The following is a 15,670-nucleotide window of genomic DNA, read 5'->3' as shown; positions in this document are numbered from 1 at the left end:
AATGTGGAGCTAGTATCTACCTCCACTTAAGAGTTAACTTGCTGCAATGATTGCCCAAATACCAAAAATAATAATTGAAGGAAGAGCAGAGAATAGGAGTGCTTTGTTAGTTGAAAAATTAGTCCAGCATTTTAAGCCGATCATTCCCAGCGCAATGCTCCAAAAGCTAAATAAATTTATTGATTCTAATAAGCTATAAAAAGGATGGCCAATTTCAAGTCCTATTATTAATTGGTTAATAGATGCGTAGCTAAATACGGCTTGTTGAGATATTTGATCTGTACTTGCACTTAGTACAAGAGCAATTGTTCCTAGGCTTGAAATAACAACTGGCATCATTGTCCAGGTAGCGAATCCATACCAAGCTCCGTAGCTATGTTCTGATTCAGGATCTTGTTTAGCCACAAGCATATAATAAAGTGCCATTAATGCATTCATGATAGCCAGAGCAATTACGCCGCCAAACAAACCAAACCATATTTGGCCTTCTGCATTTTGCTCTATACTTTGGCGAATCATTTTTTGCTCGCCAATCGTCGCATCAATAGTTGATGCTGCTACTTGCTCATTAATCAAAAACTGCATATCAACAGTGGAATAAAAAATATAAATACTCGCCATTGAAACTAAAGACATGACTATAAAAGCAAGCCATGACCAACCTTTGGCGTGTTCAACACCATTGAAAGCTTTACTAGGACTTATATAAATATCGAGTAGGGCGCTAAACGCGTTAGGTGATTTCATTATTATTCCTTTATACCTATTTTATGGCTAGGCAGTTATAAATGCCCAGTGACTAGGTAATAGAATAAAGGAAAATGTATGTATTGTTTTCATTCAATTGTAACGTTTTGTTAACAGGTGTGAGGGGTCTTGTTCAAAAACGAGAAAAGGGCCAAAAGGCCCTTCGTGTCGCAGCAAGTAACACATTCTTTCTTATAAATTAAAGTCTACAGAATAAGCAACGTAAGCTTTAATATCTGAGTCATCCATATCTGTATCAGATAAACCAAAAGTGAAACCATCTTTCGAAATTGATACACCGTAATCTAAGATATTATCATCGCCAATAAAGTCACCAGAGTAGTGGCCTAAGTGAAGTGCCATTTCAGTGCCGTTACTGCCAATAGCAAAACCGTAGTCAGCTGTCAGGTAAAGTGAATCACCAAAGTCTGTACCATCACCACTTGCAGCTGATGTTGCAAGTACTGAAGCACCAAATGTAAAGCCTTCAACACTGATGCTACCGTAAATTTCAGAGAAATCTGCGTCAGCTTCAGAAGCTGCATCTGGGTAAGCGTAATAAATATAGCCAACATCATAGCTAACGCTTTCGTTAATGTCGCCACCAAAGCCTGCATATAAATCAAGCTCATAGGTCATTTCATCTGCCCACGATGCATTTGAAGCCCAAGTACCTGCATAAAAGCCCGATTCATTAGCGTAATCAATACCGCCTGAAATAGCTGCATCGCCCCCAGTTTGCTCTTGACCACGCCATAAGTAGTTTGATGTTGCCGCTGCGTTTGCTGTTACTTCAGCATGTACGGCTGTTGACGTTAAAGATGTTGCGCCCATTAATGCTATAGCACTTATAGCGATGGTTTTTTTTAGTTTTAGCATGTCCATTTCCCGTTATATGATTTTTGCTCGCCAAGGTTTTTATTATGTATTCGGAACCTTTAGGCTGACGGCTTTTTATTGTTTAACTAACGAGATAATTGCACTGTATGTGCCAGCTTCATTATTTTTTATTAAAAATTATTTTTATACATTAAAAACATGAGCTTGTATTTTATAGATTGAGAAGAGAGATGGTATGTAGGAAGATGTTGCGCACACTGCTGGTGCATAAATTAACCTAGCCGCACCATAAAAGTACGGCTAAATTAGAAGTTTTTAGCCAAATATAGTGCGCATAAGGCTAATTGTTTCGTTTACACTACGACCTTTTTGAACTTCACTCACAATTGAATCGCGCTTACTGCGAATGTGCTCAGGAATATCGTCAGCAGCAAGTGCGCGGTCTACTAAAATTTCTGCAGACTCTTTACCTCTACGCTGAGTTTTACCTGTCGTAGTTGTAGTTCGTTTAGGCTTACTTAACAGTTTGATGTAGTTAGAGTTATCTGGTGTTTTTGCATCAGCATAGTGAAAGAAACATGGGATTAGTGCTTTAATAGCAACTAATTGTTCTTCTAACTCATTACTAGGTTTAGCCATTTTGTACCATGACATAGCTTGAATACCTTTTACAATATCTTGCCAGTAACGCTCAAAATCACTATTTTTTAGTTTAGAAACACCAAGGGCACCGCATAATGCATCTAATCGATTGTTTGTGATCGGAGTAAATATATCAGGGCGACGCATTGCAAGTAGTCGTGTTGCAGGCGCAAGTGTTGGTTTTTCATTATTGTCGGTGAATATTTTTGAATAAGCAGCAACAAATTGTTGATATTCGTATTGAGTAATGTCACCTTCAAGTGGAATATTTACTAGTGCATCGTCAAAGGCACCTGGTAAATCGCTAAGCATTTGATGAAAGCTCTTCGCACTTTTTGTTGATGCAAACCATTCAACGTCAAAGTTATATGTGCTTGGATCAAGTGATGCCATGTGCTTACCGCTAAACGCAAGTAAATCTTCAGGAATCATATCTTTAAGAGATTGTTCACGAATGCTCTTAATGTAGTCTACTAAGCGAAGCTGTTCATCAAGAGCAATAACGTCTTTGTGTTGTTCTACAAATACACTTACTACAGGCCACGGAGCAATACGTAAAGTTTTAACCTGTAAAAAGCTGATAGCTGAAATAAGCTGATCGTGTAGCTTCTTAAGTACTGGTAATTGCTGCGGCTCTAGTAAGTCGTAGTTCATACGATCTCTGCTTGCACTTAGCAATTCGTAACACCAAGGTAAAAAATCATCAGGGTGGTTTTCTACTTTCACGGCCATAAGGTTAAGGCTTAATTCTGAAGATTGCTTCAGAATGTTCTGATAGATTTGATTTTCTTGTTCGCCTAGCGTCATTTTTGACGGTGAAATTAGCAGTTTTTTCATGCCTTGTAGAATCTCCGGTTTAGATATATATTTTTTTGCTGGTCTATTTTAGCGCAATTACGCTAATAACAACAGCGCTGTCCTCCATACGTTGTAATTGAAGTAGCTAAATCGGTGTTTTTGCTAATAGAATGAGACTAACGCTTTAACATGTATTAATCATTTTTATCTAGTACAAAGAGACTTTCAACTGAGGTATTAAAATGCTTTGCTATTTTTAGAGCAATTATTACCGAAGGGGTAAATCGTGCCGTTTCTACTGTACTAATAGTCTTACGTGAAACCGCAATTAGATCAGCCAAGTCTTGTTGAGAAAGGCCTGCTTCTTTGCGGTATTTTGCAATTTTATTTTGCACTTTTGCTCCTAATCTTTGCTTTGCCAAAGAATTGATACGCCGTATATTAAACTCATTACAGCAAGGTAAAATGTAGCCATCATGCTGTGAGATACTTCTAAAGCAAGAGTATCGGAGAGTAAGTACACGCCACCCATACTAAAAAGTAAGCCAAGCACGACATGTTTATAGGCAATAGTGTCGATGGTATTTAAATACTCATCTTTATATGTAAGGTGGTATTTCATTCTCCATGTAAACCCGCCTCTGATCACAAACATAAAGAATGAACCTAAAAAAGCAGCAGTTCCTAAAAACAATAGTGGGGCTGATGTTTGATTAAGCATTGGGTAAACACTAATGATTAATAAAGTGACCCCCATGAATAATGAAAACCATGCATTTTGGCCCATAAATTTTTCTTCACTTTTAATATCGTAATTAGACATAGCTCATTTCCTTTTAAAATTTTTACAATATGTAACCTGTAGGTATCAATGCAACCTTAAGGTTTCATTGGGTCAATATTTATTTGTAACCTAAAGGTATCAAAATGTTTCAGGGGCGATTCAGGATGGGAATGTAATATCTAATAAAAAGCTTTTTTATCAGAACGACAATGATTTTAAGGCTAACACTCGCTATGATAAGAACATTATTTGCACGTTTGAAAGGACGATCATGAAAACCTTACTTAAAATTGTAGGTGTAATACTTTTACTATGTATAGCACTAATTGTTGCCGCACCGTTTTTAATCCCTACTGATACTATTTTTAACAAAGTTTCAGAACAGGTAGAACAAACAACTGGGCGCACTCTTACTATTAAAGGTGATAAAACACTTAGCGTATTCCCTGCATTAAAGTTAGAACTTAACGACGTGCATTTTGCAAATATGGAATCAGGTTCGCGCGCCGATATGGCGAGTATGAAACAGCTTGCTGTACACATACCTTGGTTTTCATTATTTGGTGGTGAGTTTAAATTAGATAAGTTTGTTATAAACGAACCAAATATCCTATTAGAAACCGACAAAAATGGTAAAGCCAATTGGCAGTTGTTTGATGCAGTTGCAGAGCAACCAAAAGAGCAGAGCCAATCAGGTGAAGCGATAAAGCTTCCAGATAACTTTGATATTGAGTTAGGTGAGGTTGCTATTTATGGCGGCACATTTACTTATCTAGATGGTCAAACAGGTGCCAAACAACAAATTAGCGATTTAGAACTCGCTATTTTACTTCCTTCACTTCGTAAAACATTAGAAGTAAAAGGGGGTATTACTTATATGAAAGAGCGTTTTGATCTTGATATAAAATTAGATACTCCTGCTAAAGCAATTGAAGGTGCTACTTTTAATGTTAAACAAACCTTAGATTCTCGTTTAGTTGATTTAACGTTCGAAGGGAGCATAGCTAAGCAAGGCCAAGATATTAAAGGTCAGTTAGCACTAAGCGGTGAGTCTGTTAAAAGTATTGCGAAATGGCAAGGTGTAGAGCTAGACGCTAAAGACAATGCATTTAACGGATTTAGTGTAAACGGTAAAATGCACCTACTAGGTGAGAAATTTAATCTAGAAGATTTAGTTGCGACGTTAGACGCATTAGAAATAAAAGGTAAGAGCGAGCTTAACCTAGGTAAGCGTTTAGCAGTAAATGCTGATATTGATTTAGGTATGCTTGACTTAAACCCGTATCTACCTGAAGCAGTGGCCAAACAAGAAGAGCCAGAAGAGCAAGAAGATAAACCTGCAGAGCCAATAGTATGGGATGACACTAAAATTGATTTAAGTGCATTAAATTCACTAGATGCAAATGTAGTGATTCGTTCAAGTGGATTAAAAGCCAATGATATTAAATTAGGCGCAAATCAATTTACTGTTGCTTTAAAAAATAGCGTTGCAAAACTAAGCCTAGATAGCTTTTCTGCTTATGAAGGGTCAGGTAAAGGCGTTATCAATGTAAACGCACAGCAAGTACCTTATAAAATATCAACTAACTTTGACTTAGCTGGAATAGATGCACAGCCTTTATTAACGGATGCGGCAGGTTTTGACAAGCTAATGGGTAAGGGGTCTTTAAATTGGAACCTAAACACAACTGGCCAAAGTCAAAAGTCGTTTATTGGTGCGCTTAATGGAAAGCTTGGATTTGAGTTTGCTGATGGAGCTGTAAAAGGTGCAAATATAGCTGAGATGGTTCGTAAAGGTAAGGAACTCATTTCAGGTAACTTTGGTGCTGCATCTGAAGGGCTTGATACCGGATTTGAAGAATCTGAGCAAACAGATTTTTCAGCATTAACTGGAAGTTTTAACTTTACTAATGGCGTTGGCAGAAATACCGACCTATCACTTATCAGCCCACTTATTAGAATATCAGGTGAAGGCGACGTTGATTTACCGCAAACAACGGTCAACTATCGTTTGGTTACAGGTATAGTTGGATCTATCGAAGGTCAGGGAACTACCGATGACAGCACTGGCTTTAAAATACCACTACGTATAAAAGGGCCTTTCCACGATGTAGGTATAAAGCTAGATGTTGGTGATGCGCTCAAAGATGAAGCTAAGCAGAAGGTCGATGAGGCAAAAGAAAAAGCCAAAGACAAAGCAAAAGATAAAATTAAAGATAAATTAAAAGGTTTATTTGGTTAATTTATTACACTTTAAACAAACAAGGCACATTACAGGTGCCTTGTTTGTTTTGTAACCACCTGTAAAATAGCTACATAGCCGTAATTACTCAGCTTTAATTTCCCATCACTCCAAATTAATTAAAAAATAACCTATCGCTACCCCCTCAATGCTGGTACAATTGCCCGCCCTTAAGAGACAACTCGTTTGTTTTTGAGTGGGATTTAATCGAAATGTCTTGATTTTAAACAAATTTAAGACACGTTGTAATTACTACACCGGAGGTCATTAACATGATCCAAATGCAAACTCAGCTGGAAGTTGCTGATAACAGCGGCGCTCGCAAAGTGCAGTGTATAAAAGTCCTTGGTGGTTCTCACCGTCGCTACGCAGCGATTGGCGACATCATTAAAGTTTCTGTAAAAGAAGCTATTCCTCGCGGTAAAGTGAAGAAAGGTGATGTTAAAAACGCGGTAGTTGTGCGTACCAGAAAAGGTGTTCGCCGTCCAGATGGTTCTCTGATCCGTTTTGACAGCAACGCTGCTGTTATCTTAAATGATAACTTACAGCCAATTGGTACACGTATTTTCGGCCCTGTGACTCGCGAACTTCGTAATGATAAGTTCATGAAAATCGTTTCACTAGCCCCAGAAGTACTGTAAGGAGCCAATCATGGCAGCAAAAATACGTCGTGATGACGAAGTAATCGTACTAGCAGGTAAAGACAAAGGTAAGCGCGGAAAAGTGCTTTCAGTTGTTACTGAATCTGGTCGAATCTTTGTCGAAGGCATAAACTTGATCAAGAAACACCAAAAGCCGGTTCCACAATTGAACCAAGCTGGCGGCATTGTTGAGAAAGAAGCATCTATGGATGCATCAAACGTTGCGATCTTCAACTCGGAAACGAGTAAAGCTGATCGTGTAGGTTTCAAGATTGAAGATGGTAAGAAATTACGTATCTTTAAATCTACTGGTAAAACTATCTAATAGTTGGAGTAGAATGATGGCGAAACTGCATGAAGTATATAAAGACAAAGTAGTTGCTGAACTTCAAGAGAAGTTTGGTTTCAGCTCTGTCATGCAAGTCCCTCAGATCGAAAAGATCACATTGAATATGGGCGTGGGCGAAGCCCTAGCTGACAAGAAGATTTTAGATAACGCAGTAGCGGATCTAGCAGCAATCTCTGGTCAGAAACCTTTAATCACTAAAGCACGCAAATCTGTTGCTGGCTTTAAAGTGCGTGAAGGCTACCCGATTGGTTGTAAAGTAACCCTACGCGGCGAGCGTATGTGGGACTTTTTTGAGCGTTTGGTATCAATCGCTATCCCACGTATTCGTGACTTCCGTGGCGTAAGTGCAAAGTCTTTTGATGGACGTGGCAACTACAGCATGGGCGTACGTGAACAAATCATCTTCCCAGAAATCGATTACGATAAAGTAGACCGTGTACGCGGTATGGATATTACTATCACTACTTCTGCGAAATCTGATGAGGAAGGCCGTGCGTTGTTAGAAGCGTTTAACTTCCCATTTAAGAAATAAGGGTAGGGTTATGGCAAAGAATTCTATGAAAGCGCGCGAAGCAAAGCGCACAAAACTAGTTGCTCAGTACGCTGAAAAGCGCGCTGCACTAAAAGCTATCATCAGTGATGTTAACACATCTGAAGATGATCGTTGGGACGCGGTACTTAAGCTACAAGCTTTACCACGTGATTCTAGCCCTGCACGTCAACGTAATCGTTGTAACATTACGGGCCGCCCACATGGTTTCCTTCGCAAATTCGGCATGAGCCGTATTAAAGTTCGCGAAGCAGCTATGCGCGGTGAAATTCCTGGCCTTAAAAAGGCTAGCTGGTAATAGAATCATGGGAGTAAGACTATGAGCTTGCAAGATCCTATCGCGGATTTGTTCACACGAATTCGTAACGGTCAATCAGCGAAGAAAGTATCTGTAACGATGCCAACTTCAAAGCTGAAAGTAGCATTAGCTAAAGTACTAAAAGACGAAGGTTATATCGTAGATTTCGCTGTTAACGGCGAAACTAAACCTGAGCTTTCTATCGAGTTGAAGTACTTCGAAGGCAAAGCTGTAATTGAAAATATCCAGCGTGTAAGTCGCCCTGGTTTACGTATCTATAAGAAACGTGACCAATTACCTAAGGTAATGGGTGGTCTTGGTATCGCTATCGTATCAACTTCTAAAGGCCTAATGACAGACCGCGCAGCACGTAGTGCTGGTGTTGGTGGTGAAATCATTGGTTTTGTAGCTTAATCGGAGGGGAACTATGTCTCGCATAGCAAAGGCACCAATTACTGTTCCTGCCGGTGTAGAAGTTACATTAAAAGGCCAGGAAATCACAGTTAAAGGCAAAAACGGTGAACTTACTCGTACAATCAACAACGCTGTTGAAGTACAAGTAAATGACAACGTTATTACTACTTTACCTCGTGATGGCGTAGCTAATGCATGGGCTCAAGCAGGTACTGCTCGCGCTCTAATCAACAACATGGTTGTTGGTACGCATGAAGGTTACGAGAAGAAACTTCAGTTAGTAGGCGTGGGTTACCGTGCTGCAGCGAAGGGTAAAACATTAGATTTAACTCTTGGCTTCTCACACCCAGTTAATTTCGCAGTTCCTGAAGGAATTACGATTGAAACTCCAAGCCAAACAGAAGTTCTAGTTAAGGGCGTAGACAAGCAGTTAGTTGGTCAAACAGCTGCTAACATTCGTGCATACCGTAAACCTGAGCCTTATAAAGGTAAGGGTGTTCGTTATTCAGATGAGAATGTACGCCGTAAAGAGGCTAAGAAGAAGTAAGGTAAGACGATGGATAAAAAAACAGCTCGTCTACGTCGTGCTAAACGCACTCGTAGAAATTATATTGAACAAGGCACAACGCGTCTTGTTATCCACCGCACGCCACGTCACATATACGCTCAAGTTGTAAATGCTGAGGGTAATGTACTGGCTGCTGCTTCTACTGTTGAAAAGGCTATTAGCGAAACAGTTAAAGGCACCGGTAACGTTGAAGCTGCGCAAGCAGTTGGCAAAGCGGTTGCTGAACGTGCGGCTGACAAAGGCATCGAAAAGATTGCTTTTGATCGCAGTGGCTTTAAATATCACGGCCGTGTGAAGGCGCTAGCTGATGCTGCGCGTGAAGCCGGTTTGCAATTCTAGGAGTAGACTATGGCTAACGTAGAAGCAAAGCAACAACAGCCTGATCTAGCTGAAAAGCTAATCGCGGTGAACCGTGTGTCTAAAGTAGTTAAAGGTGGTCGTATCTTTAGCTTTACTGCACTAACTGTAGTTGGTGACGGCGCAGGTAAAGTAGGTTTTGGTTATGGTAAAGCACGTGAAGTTCCAGCTGCTATTCAAAAAGCAATGGAAAAAGCACGTCGCAACATGATCAATGTAGACCTAAATGGCAATACATTACAGCATCCTGTTAAGGGACGTCATGCTGGCTCACTAGTGTTCATGAAACCAGCCTCTGAAGGTACTGGTATCATCGCAGGTGGTGCTATGCGTGCAGTACTAGAAGTGACTGGTGTTCAGAACGTACTTTCTAAATGTTACGGTTCTACTAACCCAATCAACGTAGTACGTGCAACGATTTCGGCTCTTGAGAATATGAATTCTCCACAGTCAATCGCTGCAAAACGTGGCCTTCGCGTAGACGAAATACTGGGGTAACCATGGCAAATCAAACTGTAAAAGTAACACAAGTAAAAAGCTCTATCGGTCGTTTACCGAAACATAAAGCTACATTACGCGGTCTTGGTTTACGTCGTATCAACCACACTGTTGAGTTAGAAGACACAGCATGTGTACGTGGTATGATAAACAAGGTTTCTTACATGGTTAAGGTAGAGGGTTAATTCGATGCATTTGAATACACTTTCACCTGCTGCAGGTTCAAAAACTGCTCCAAAACGTGTTGGTCGTGGTATCGGTTCTGGTCTAGGTAAGACTGGTGGTCGTGGTCACAAAGGTCAAAAATCACGTTCTGGCGGCAAAGTACGCGTTGGTTTTGAAGGCGGTCAAATGCCTATGCAACGTCGTCTACCTAAATTTGGTTTTACTTCTCGCAAATCTTTAGTATCTGCAGAAATAAACCTTTTTGAAATCGCTAAAGTTGAAGGCGATGTGGTAGACCTAAGCGCGTTACAAGCAGCTGGTCTAGTTAAAAAGAACGTTCTTTTCGTTAAAGTTGTTAAATCTGGCGAAGTTTCACGCGCTGTTACCGTTAAAGGCCTTAAAGCCTCTAAAGGTGCTCGCGAAGCTATTGAAGCTGCCGGAGGCAAGGTAGAAGACTAAGGAAGTACTAATGGCTAAACCAGGTCAAGATACAAAAAGTGCACAAGGTGGACTTTCGGAATTGAAGCGCCGATTACTCTTCGTATTGGGTGCTATCATAATTTACCGTCTAGGTTCATTTGTGCCGATCCCTGGGATTGACGCCGCTGTACTTGCCGATTTCTTCGAGCAACAAAAGGGCACCATTGTTGAAATGTTCAACATGTTCAGTGGTGGTGCACTTGAGCGAGCTTCAGTGTTAGCACTGGGTATTATGCCGTATATCTCGGCTTCGATTATTACGCAACTATTAACGCATATGTATCCTCCGTTTATAGAGCTTAAGAAAGAAGGTGAGCAAGGGCGTAAAAAAATTAGCCAGTACACACGCTACGGCACGCTTGTGCTAGCTACTATTCAATCAATCGGTATTGCTACTAGCTTACCGGGCATGATGGAGGGGTTAGTTGTTAACCCTGGTATGGGTTTCTATTTCACCGCAGTGGTGAGTTTAGTTACTGGTACTATGTTCCTTATGTGGTTGGGTGAACAAATAACAGAGCGTGGTATCGGTAACGGTATCTCTGTTCTAATATTTGTTGGTATTGTAGCTAACTTGCCGTCTGCTATTGGTTCGACAGTCGAAATGGCGCGCCAAGGTGATTTGAATGTTTTTGTACTGTTGATGGTTGCGGTAATCGTATTCGCTGTTACTTATCTTGTAGTGTTTTTCGAACGTGGACAACGTCGTATTGTTGTTAACTACGCTAAACGCCAACAAGGTCGTCAAGTATTTGCTGCCCAAAGCACGCATTTACCACTAAAAGTAAATATGGCGGGTGTTATTCCACCAATCTTCGCTAGCAGTATAATTCTGTTCCCTGGTACAATTGCTAGCTGGTTCGGCCAAGGTGAAGGTCCAGTCGCTGATGTATTACAAGCTGTTGCTACTACGTTGACTCCAGGTCAACCGTTGTACTCGCTTGTTTTAGCTGCGGCTATTATCTTCTTCTGCTTTTTCTACACAGCGTTGGTTTTTAACCCACGTGAAACAGCAGATAACCTTAAGAAATCTGGCGCATTTATCCCAGGTATTCGTCCAGGTGAGCAGACATCTAAATACATTGATAAAGTGATGACACGCCTGACATTGGCAGGTGCTTTGTATATAACCTTTATCTGTCTGGTGCCTGAATTCATGACGATGGCGTGGCAAACGCCATTCTACTTCGGCGGTACATCAGTTTTGATTATCGTTGTAGTAATCATGGACTTTATGGCACAAGTACAGACTCACCTGATGTCTCATCAGTATGATTCTGTGCTGAAAAAAGCGAACCTTAAAGGCTACGGTCGATAAGGTCAGTTTACGGAGTTGAGCAATGAAAGTACGTGCTTCCGTTAAGAAAATATGCCGTAACTGTAAAGTTATTAAACGTGCTGGTGTAGTACGCGTAATTTGCAGTGAGCCTAAGCATAAGCAAAGGCAAGGCTAAGTAAACAGTCGTGCAGGCTGAGTTTTCTCGGCCTGTGTTTTTAGTAGTGATTTGGTCTTCGTTTGAGTATCCTTACGGGCTTTTCAAACTTTTGATTACCAAATTCGAATATAGGAGATGTGTTAGTGGCCCGTATTGCTGGCATTAACGTCCCTGATCATAAACATGCAGTTATTGGTTTAACAGCTATTTATGGCATAGGTAAGACTCGCTCTAAGGCTATCTTAGAAGCGACTGGTATCGCCGAAACCACAAAAATCGGTGAACTTTCAGACGAAATTCTTGACGTACTGCGTGATGCAGTTGGCAAGTACACTGTTGAAGGTGATCTTCGTCGTGAAGTTACTTTAAATATCAAGCGCCTAATGGACCTTGGTTGTTATCGTGGCCTACGTCACCGTCGCTCTTTACCATTACGTGGTCAAAGAACTAAGACTAACGCGCGCACCCGTAAGGGTCCTCGTAAGCCTATTAAGCGATAAGGGGATAGTATTATGGCTAAGACACCAATTCGTCGTAAAAAGGTTAAAAAACAAGTTGCTGATGGTATGGCTCATGTTCATGCGTCTTTCAACAACACTATTGTAACGATTACCGACCGTCAAGGTAATGCACTATCATGGGCTACTGCCGGTGGTTCAGGTTTCCGTGGTTCACGTAAATCTACACCATTTGCTGCTCAGGTTGCTGCAGAGCGTGCAGGTACTGCTGCTCAAGAATACGGTTTAAAAAATCTAGAAGTTTTCATTAAAGGTCCAGGTCCAGGTCGTGAGTCTGCTGTACGTGCTTTGAATGCTGCTGGTTACCGTATTACCAACATTACTGACGTGACGCCAATACCACATAATGGTTGTCGTCCACCGAAGAAACGTCGCGTTTAACAATAGGTTAGGAGAAATAACATGGCAAGATATTTGGGCCCTAAGCTCAAGCTGAGTCGTCGTGAAGGTACTGACCTGTTCCTTAAGAGCGGCGTAAGAGCTATCGACTCTAAGTGTAAACTTGAGACTGCACCTGGTCAGCACGGCGCTCGTAAAGGTCGCTTATCTGATTACGGTTTACAATTACGTGAAAAGCAAAAAGTACGTCGTATCTACGGTGTATTAGAAAAGCAATTCCGTAACTACTACAAAGAAGCTGCTCGCCTTAAAGGCAACACAGGTGAAAACTTGTTACAGCTTTTAGAGCAACGTTTAGACAATGTTGTATATCGCATGGGTTTTGCTAGCACACGTGCAGAAGCACGTCAGTTAGTAAGCCATAAAGCGATTTTAGTTAATGGTCGTGTTGTGAACATTCCTTCATACGTAATTACTCCAGAAGATACTGTTGTAATCCGTGAGAAGTCTAAGACGCAAGCACGTATCATCGCTGCTCTAGAGTTGGCTGAGCAACGTGAAAAGCCGACTTGGGTTGAAGTTGACGGTAAGAAATTGGAAGGCAGCTTTAAGCGTCTACCTGAGCGTTCAGACCTGTCTGCGGACATTAATGAACAACTAATCGTCGAACTTTACTCTAAGTAAAGTTAAGAGTTAAGAGAGGATAAAATGCAGGGTTCTGTTACAGAATTTCTAAAACCAAGGTTAGTCGACATCGACGCTATCAACCCAACGCGTTCTAAAATAGTTTTAGAACCATTAGAGCGTGGCTTTGGCCATACTCTGGGTAATGCTTTACGCCGTATATTACTTTCATCTATGCCTGGATGTGCAGTAACTGAAGTTGAAATCGACGGTGTATTACATGAGTACAGCGCGAAAGAAGGCGTTCAAGAAGACATCATTGAAATACTATTAAACCTTAAAGGTTTAGCAGTAACGTTAGAAGGCAAAGATGAAGTTTTTCTGACCCTGACTAAATCTGGTGTAGGCCCTGTTACTGCGGCTGATATTCAGCACGATGGCGATGTAACAATTGCTAATCCAGATCACGTTATTTGTAATTTAACTACAAATAACAGCGAGATCAGCATGCGTATTCGTGTTGAACGTGGTCGTGGTTATGTGCCGGCATCTAGTCGTTTATCCTCTGATGACGATGAGCGTCCAATTGGTAGATTGTTGCTTGATGCATCATTTAGCCCAGTTGAACGTATTGCGTACTCGGTTGAATCAGCTCGAGTTGAGCAACGTACAGATTTAGACAAGTTAATCATTGATATGGAAACAAACGGCACTTTAGATCCAGAAGAAGCGATCCGCCGTGCGTCTACTATCTTAGCTGAGCAATTAGATGCATTCGTAGATTTACGTGATGTAACTGAGCCAGAAGAGAAAGAAGAGAAGCCAGAATTCGATCCTATTCTACTTCGTCCAGTTGATGATCTTGAATTAACAGTACGCTCAGCAAATTGTTTGAAAGCCGAGCAAATTCAATATATCGGTGATTTAGTTCAGCGCACTGAAGTTGAGCTTCTTAAAACGCCTAATCTAGGTAAGAAGTCTCTAACTGAAATTAAAGACGTGCTAGCTTCACGTGGACTTTCTCTAGGTATGCGCCTAGAAAATTGGCCACCTGCAAGCTTAGCTGAATAATCTAAATCACTATATTAGTTTAGTTAGAAGGATAGGGTCATGCGCCATCGTAAGAGTGGTCGTCAATTAAACCGTAACAGTAGCCATCGTAAAGCGATGTTTAGCAATATGGCAGGTTCTTTGGTGAAACATGAAATCATCAAAACTACTTTGCCAAAAGCGAAAGAGTTACGTCGTGTAATTGAACCTTTAATCACACTGGCTAAGACTGACAGTGTAGCAAATCGCCGTTTAGCGTTTGCTCGCACGCGTGATAATGAAGTTGTTGGTAAATTATTCAGTGAAATCGGTCCACGTAACGCGGATCGTCCAGGTGGTTACACTCGTATTCTTAAGTGTGGCTTCCGTACTGGTGATAATGCACCAATGGCTTATATTGAACTAGTTGGTCGCCCAGCGACTAGCGAAGCAGTTCAAGAAGACGCACAGTCTGCAGAGTAAGTCTTAAAGAAACCTAAAAGCCGAGCTTATGCTCGGCTTTTTCTTGCCTAAAATTTGTCAAACTATATGAACCAGTAATTACCTTCTATTATGTGCATCGACTCATAGATTCTGAATCGATAGGTTGTTTCGACTGCTGTTTTAATAACTTAGCCTAGTTACCTTTACTTACCATTCATCCAAAATAGCCTATCCGGTTTTAGTTAAAGAGTATTTTCACTTTATATAGTGATTTACAATTATTAATAATAGCACTTCGAATTTAACTACCATTAAGCAATCCCTAACGAAGTTTTTAGTGATTAGAGCTGCTCAGAAGATATATGGGGTCGCTCTCTTATCTATATACCGGTACTAAGAACCTCATAGTAAAGCTAACCATTGGGGCCTTAGTAAACTCACTTCTCAAATAAAAATATAGCCCAATGAATTTAAATCTCAGCTTTTGACTATTTCAAATGATTTTAGTAACACGACTCTTAACTTATTGGTTGGCTTTTTGAGCATTGATGATCCAAATATGTCTCTACTGATCACTAGTTACCATAACTTTGACTTTAAATAGCTCTTTAAACCCCTCAATACAGGAGGTTTAGTTGTGTTTTTGAGCGTTTAGCTCAAATACTCAGCGAACAGCACATTATTTCAAGTTTTCTTCAAAAAAGGGTTGATCTGTTTTCGGATCTCCCTATAATGCGACCCCACTGAGACGGGAAACAGCAACGCATAGCGAGGCACGAACTACTCAGGGTGTTAAGTAAAACTTAGATTGAATCTTTTTAGAAAGTTTAAATTTAAGTGTTGACAAAAAAATAGGAAAGCGTAATATGCGCAGCCCTAGCGAGATAAAGTTCAACTTTATAATCGC

23 protein-coding genes are annotated in these 15,670 nt (G+C 40.6%); 18 read left to right on the top strand and 5 right to left on the bottom strand.

The features are described from left to right. Positions 1-33: 33 nt before the first annotated feature. The 5 genes from H5116_RS15225 to H5116_RS15205 form a co-directional block, all read right to left on the bottom strand. The gene (locus H5116_RS15225; RefSeq protein WP_039490481.1) at positions 34-747 is read right to left on the bottom strand and encodes a YIP1 family protein; all 714 of its coding nucleotides are present in this window, start codon (positions 745-747) and stop codon (positions 34-36) included. 192 nt (positions 748-939) lie between these two features. After that, positions 940-1,626, bottom strand: a complete 687-nt coding sequence (locus H5116_RS15220; RefSeq protein WP_182693254.1) for a TorF family putative porin — start codon at positions 1,624-1,626, stop codon at positions 940-942. 276 nt (positions 1,627-1,902) lie between these two features. Beyond that, positions 1,903-3,066: a hypothetical protein gene (locus H5116_RS15215; RefSeq protein WP_182716544.1), complete on the bottom strand. Its 1,164-nt coding sequence runs from the start codon at positions 3,064-3,066 to the stop codon at positions 1,903-1,905. Between the two features lie 155 nt (positions 3,067-3,221). Next, on the bottom strand, positions 3,222-3,422 hold the full coding sequence (locus H5116_RS15210) for a helix-turn-helix transcriptional regulator (protein ID WP_002959505.1): 201 nt from the start codon (positions 3,420-3,422) through the stop codon (positions 3,222-3,224). A gap of 8 nt (positions 3,423-3,430) precedes the next feature. Further along, positions 3,431-3,850 (bottom strand): hypothetical protein, encoded by a 420-nt coding sequence (locus H5116_RS15205; protein WP_002959502.1) that lies wholly within the window; start codon positions 3,848-3,850, stop codon positions 3,431-3,433. Between the two features lie 232 nt (positions 3,851-4,082). On the opposite strand from H5116_RS15205, the gene H5116_RS15200 reads away from it, so the two are divergent. The 18 genes from H5116_RS15200 to rplQ all read left to right on the top strand — a co-directional run bounded on the left by H5116_RS15200 (position 4,083) and on the right by rplQ (position 14,802). Then, positions 4,083-6,053 (top strand): AsmA family protein, encoded by a 1,971-nt coding sequence (locus H5116_RS15200; protein WP_182716543.1) that lies wholly within the window; start codon positions 4,083-4,085, stop codon positions 6,051-6,053. A 272-nt stretch (positions 6,054-6,325) separates the two neighbouring features. Next, complete coding sequence (gene rplN, locus H5116_RS15195; RefSeq protein ID WP_002959498.1) at positions 6,326-6,694, top strand: 50S ribosomal protein L14; 369 nt, start codon at positions 6,326-6,328, stop codon at positions 6,692-6,694. A 10-nt stretch (positions 6,695-6,704) separates the two neighbouring features. Further along, a complete protein-coding gene (gene rplX, locus H5116_RS15190) occupies positions 6,705-7,019 on the top strand; it encodes a 50S ribosomal protein L24 (protein WP_002959496.1) in 315 nt (104 codons plus the stop codon). A 16-nt stretch (positions 7,020-7,035) separates the two neighbouring features. After that, a complete protein-coding gene (gene rplE, locus H5116_RS15185; RefSeq protein WP_010554915.1) occupies positions 7,036-7,575 on the top strand; it encodes a 50S ribosomal protein L5 in 540 nt (179 codons plus the stop codon). Positions 7,576-7,585: 10 nt separating this feature from the next. Beyond that, positions 7,586-7,891: a 30S ribosomal protein S14 gene (gene rpsN, locus H5116_RS15180; protein WP_006794245.1), complete on the top strand. Its 306-nt coding sequence runs from the start codon at positions 7,586-7,588 to the stop codon at positions 7,889-7,891. Between the two features lie 21 nt (positions 7,892-7,912). After that, positions 7,913-8,305 carry a 30S ribosomal protein S8 gene (gene rpsH, locus H5116_RS15175; protein ID WP_002959491.1) on the top strand — a complete coding sequence of 131 codons (393 nt, stop codon included), beginning with the start codon at positions 7,913-7,915 and terminating at the stop codon, positions 8,303-8,305. Between the two features lie 13 nt (positions 8,306-8,318). Continuing rightward, on the top strand, positions 8,319-8,852 hold the full coding sequence (rplF, locus tag H5116_RS15170) for a 50S ribosomal protein L6 (protein WP_002959488.1): 534 nt from the start codon (positions 8,319-8,321) through the stop codon (positions 8,850-8,852). Positions 8,853-8,861: 9 nt separating this feature from the next. After that, positions 8,862-9,212: a 50S ribosomal protein L18 gene (gene rplR, locus H5116_RS15165; RefSeq protein WP_002959486.1), complete on the top strand. Its 351-nt coding sequence runs from the start codon at positions 8,862-8,864 to the stop codon at positions 9,210-9,212. A 9-nt stretch (positions 9,213-9,221) separates the two neighbouring features. Then, a complete protein-coding gene (gene rpsE, locus H5116_RS15160; RefSeq protein ID WP_002959485.1) occupies positions 9,222-9,728 on the top strand; it encodes a 30S ribosomal protein S5 in 507 nt (168 codons plus the stop codon). Positions 9,729-9,730: 2 nt separating this feature from the next. Further along, complete coding sequence (gene rpmD, locus H5116_RS15155) at positions 9,731-9,913, top strand: 50S ribosomal protein L30 (RefSeq protein ID WP_002959482.1); 183 nt, start codon at positions 9,731-9,733, stop codon at positions 9,911-9,913. Positions 9,914-9,917: 4 nt separating this feature from the next. Beyond that, positions 9,918-10,352: a 50S ribosomal protein L15 gene (gene rplO, locus H5116_RS15150; RefSeq protein WP_002959480.1), complete on the top strand. Its 435-nt coding sequence runs from the start codon at positions 9,918-9,920 to the stop codon at positions 10,350-10,352. Between the two features lie 10 nt (positions 10,353-10,362). Beyond that, positions 10,363-11,691, top strand: coding sequence for a preprotein translocase subunit SecY (gene secY, locus H5116_RS15145; protein WP_002959478.1), 1,329 nt, complete (start codon positions 10,363-10,365; stop codon positions 11,689-11,691). 22 nt (positions 11,692-11,713) lie between these two features. Continuing rightward, entirely contained in the window at positions 11,714-11,827 is a 114-nt protein-coding gene (rpmJ, locus tag H5116_RS15140; RefSeq protein ID WP_002959476.1) for a 50S ribosomal protein L36, read from the top strand. 125 nt (positions 11,828-11,952) lie between these two features. After that, a complete protein-coding gene (gene rpsM / locus H5116_RS15135) occupies positions 11,953-12,309 on the top strand; it encodes a 30S ribosomal protein S13 (protein ID WP_002959473.1) in 357 nt (118 codons plus the stop codon). Positions 12,310-12,321: 12 nt separating this feature from the next. Continuing rightward, positions 12,322-12,708, top strand: a complete 387-nt coding sequence (gene rpsK, locus H5116_RS15130) for a 30S ribosomal protein S11 (RefSeq protein ID WP_002959471.1) — start codon at positions 12,322-12,324, stop codon at positions 12,706-12,708. A 21-nt stretch (positions 12,709-12,729) separates the two neighbouring features. Then, complete coding sequence (gene rpsD, locus H5116_RS15125; RefSeq protein WP_002959461.1) at positions 12,730-13,350, top strand: 30S ribosomal protein S4; 621 nt, start codon at positions 12,730-12,732, stop codon at positions 13,348-13,350. A 24-nt stretch (positions 13,351-13,374) separates the two neighbouring features. Next, positions 13,375-14,361: a DNA-directed RNA polymerase subunit alpha gene (locus tag H5116_RS15120; protein WP_002959452.1), complete on the top strand. Its 987-nt coding sequence runs from the start codon at positions 13,375-13,377 to the stop codon at positions 14,359-14,361. 39 nt (positions 14,362-14,400) lie between these two features. Next, a complete protein-coding gene (rplQ, locus tag H5116_RS15115) occupies positions 14,401-14,802 on the top strand; it encodes a 50S ribosomal protein L17 (RefSeq protein WP_002959450.1) in 402 nt (133 codons plus the stop codon). Positions 14,803-15,670: the final 868 nt, after the last annotated feature.

The organism is Pseudoalteromonas sp. SG45-2, from assembly GCF_014164115.1.
Lineage (GTDB): Bacteria > Pseudomonadota > Gammaproteobacteria > Enterobacterales > Alteromonadaceae > Pseudoalteromonas > Pseudoalteromonas distincta.
The sequence above is the reverse complement of the archived record's forward strand: the minus strand, read 5'-3'. Positions and strand labels throughout refer to the sequence as shown.

Coding starts and splice junctions, on each gene's coding strand:
- H5116_RS15225 (WP_039490481.1), bottom strand. CDS start 747: ATGAAATCACCTAACGCGTTTAGCGCCCTACTCGATATTTATATAAGT.
- H5116_RS15220 (WP_182693254.1), bottom strand. CDS start 1,626: ATGCTAAAACTAAAAAAAACCATCGCTATAAGTGCTATAGCATTAATG.
- H5116_RS15215 (WP_182716544.1), bottom strand. CDS start 3,066: ATGAAAAAACTGCTAATTTCACCGTCAAAAATGACGCTAGGCGAACAA.
- H5116_RS15205 (WP_002959502.1), bottom strand. CDS start 3,850: ATGTCTAATTACGATATTAAAAGTGAAGAAAAATTTATGGGCCAAAAT.
- H5116_RS15200 (WP_182716543.1), top strand. CDS start 4,083: ATGAAAACCTTACTTAAAATTGTAGGTGTAATACTTTTACTATGTATA.
- rplN (WP_002959498.1), top strand. CDS start 6,326: ATGATCCAAATGCAAACTCAGCTGGAAGTTGCTGATAACAGCGGCGCT.
- rplX (WP_002959496.1), top strand. CDS start 6,705: ATGGCAGCAAAAATACGTCGTGATGACGAAGTAATCGTACTAGCAGGT.
- rplE (WP_010554915.1), top strand. CDS start 7,036: ATGGCGAAACTGCATGAAGTATATAAAGACAAAGTAGTTGCTGAACTT.
- rpsN (WP_006794245.1), top strand. CDS start 7,586: ATGGCAAAGAATTCTATGAAAGCGCGCGAAGCAAAGCGCACAAAACTA.
- rpsH (WP_002959491.1), top strand. CDS start 7,913: ATGAGCTTGCAAGATCCTATCGCGGATTTGTTCACACGAATTCGTAAC.
- rplF (WP_002959488.1), top strand. CDS start 8,319: ATGTCTCGCATAGCAAAGGCACCAATTACTGTTCCTGCCGGTGTAGAA.
- rplR (WP_002959486.1), top strand. CDS start 8,862: ATGGATAAAAAAACAGCTCGTCTACGTCGTGCTAAACGCACTCGTAGA.
- rpsE (WP_002959485.1), top strand. CDS start 9,222: ATGGCTAACGTAGAAGCAAAGCAACAACAGCCTGATCTAGCTGAAAAG.
- rpmD (WP_002959482.1), top strand. CDS start 9,731: ATGGCAAATCAAACTGTAAAAGTAACACAAGTAAAAAGCTCTATCGGT.
- rplO (WP_002959480.1), top strand. CDS start 9,918: ATGCATTTGAATACACTTTCACCTGCTGCAGGTTCAAAAACTGCTCCA.
- secY (WP_002959478.1), top strand. CDS start 10,363: ATGGCTAAACCAGGTCAAGATACAAAAAGTGCACAAGGTGGACTTTCG.
- rpmJ (WP_002959476.1), top strand. CDS start 11,714: ATGAAAGTACGTGCTTCCGTTAAGAAAATATGCCGTAACTGTAAAGTT.
- rpsK (WP_002959471.1), top strand. CDS start 12,322: ATGGCTAAGACACCAATTCGTCGTAAAAAGGTTAAAAAACAAGTTGCT.
- rpsD (WP_002959461.1), top strand. CDS start 12,730: ATGGCAAGATATTTGGGCCCTAAGCTCAAGCTGAGTCGTCGTGAAGGT.
- H5116_RS15120 (WP_002959452.1), top strand. CDS start 13,375: ATGCAGGGTTCTGTTACAGAATTTCTAAAACCAAGGTTAGTCGACATC.
- rplQ (WP_002959450.1), top strand. CDS start 14,401: ATGCGCCATCGTAAGAGTGGTCGTCAATTAAACCGTAACAGTAGCCAT.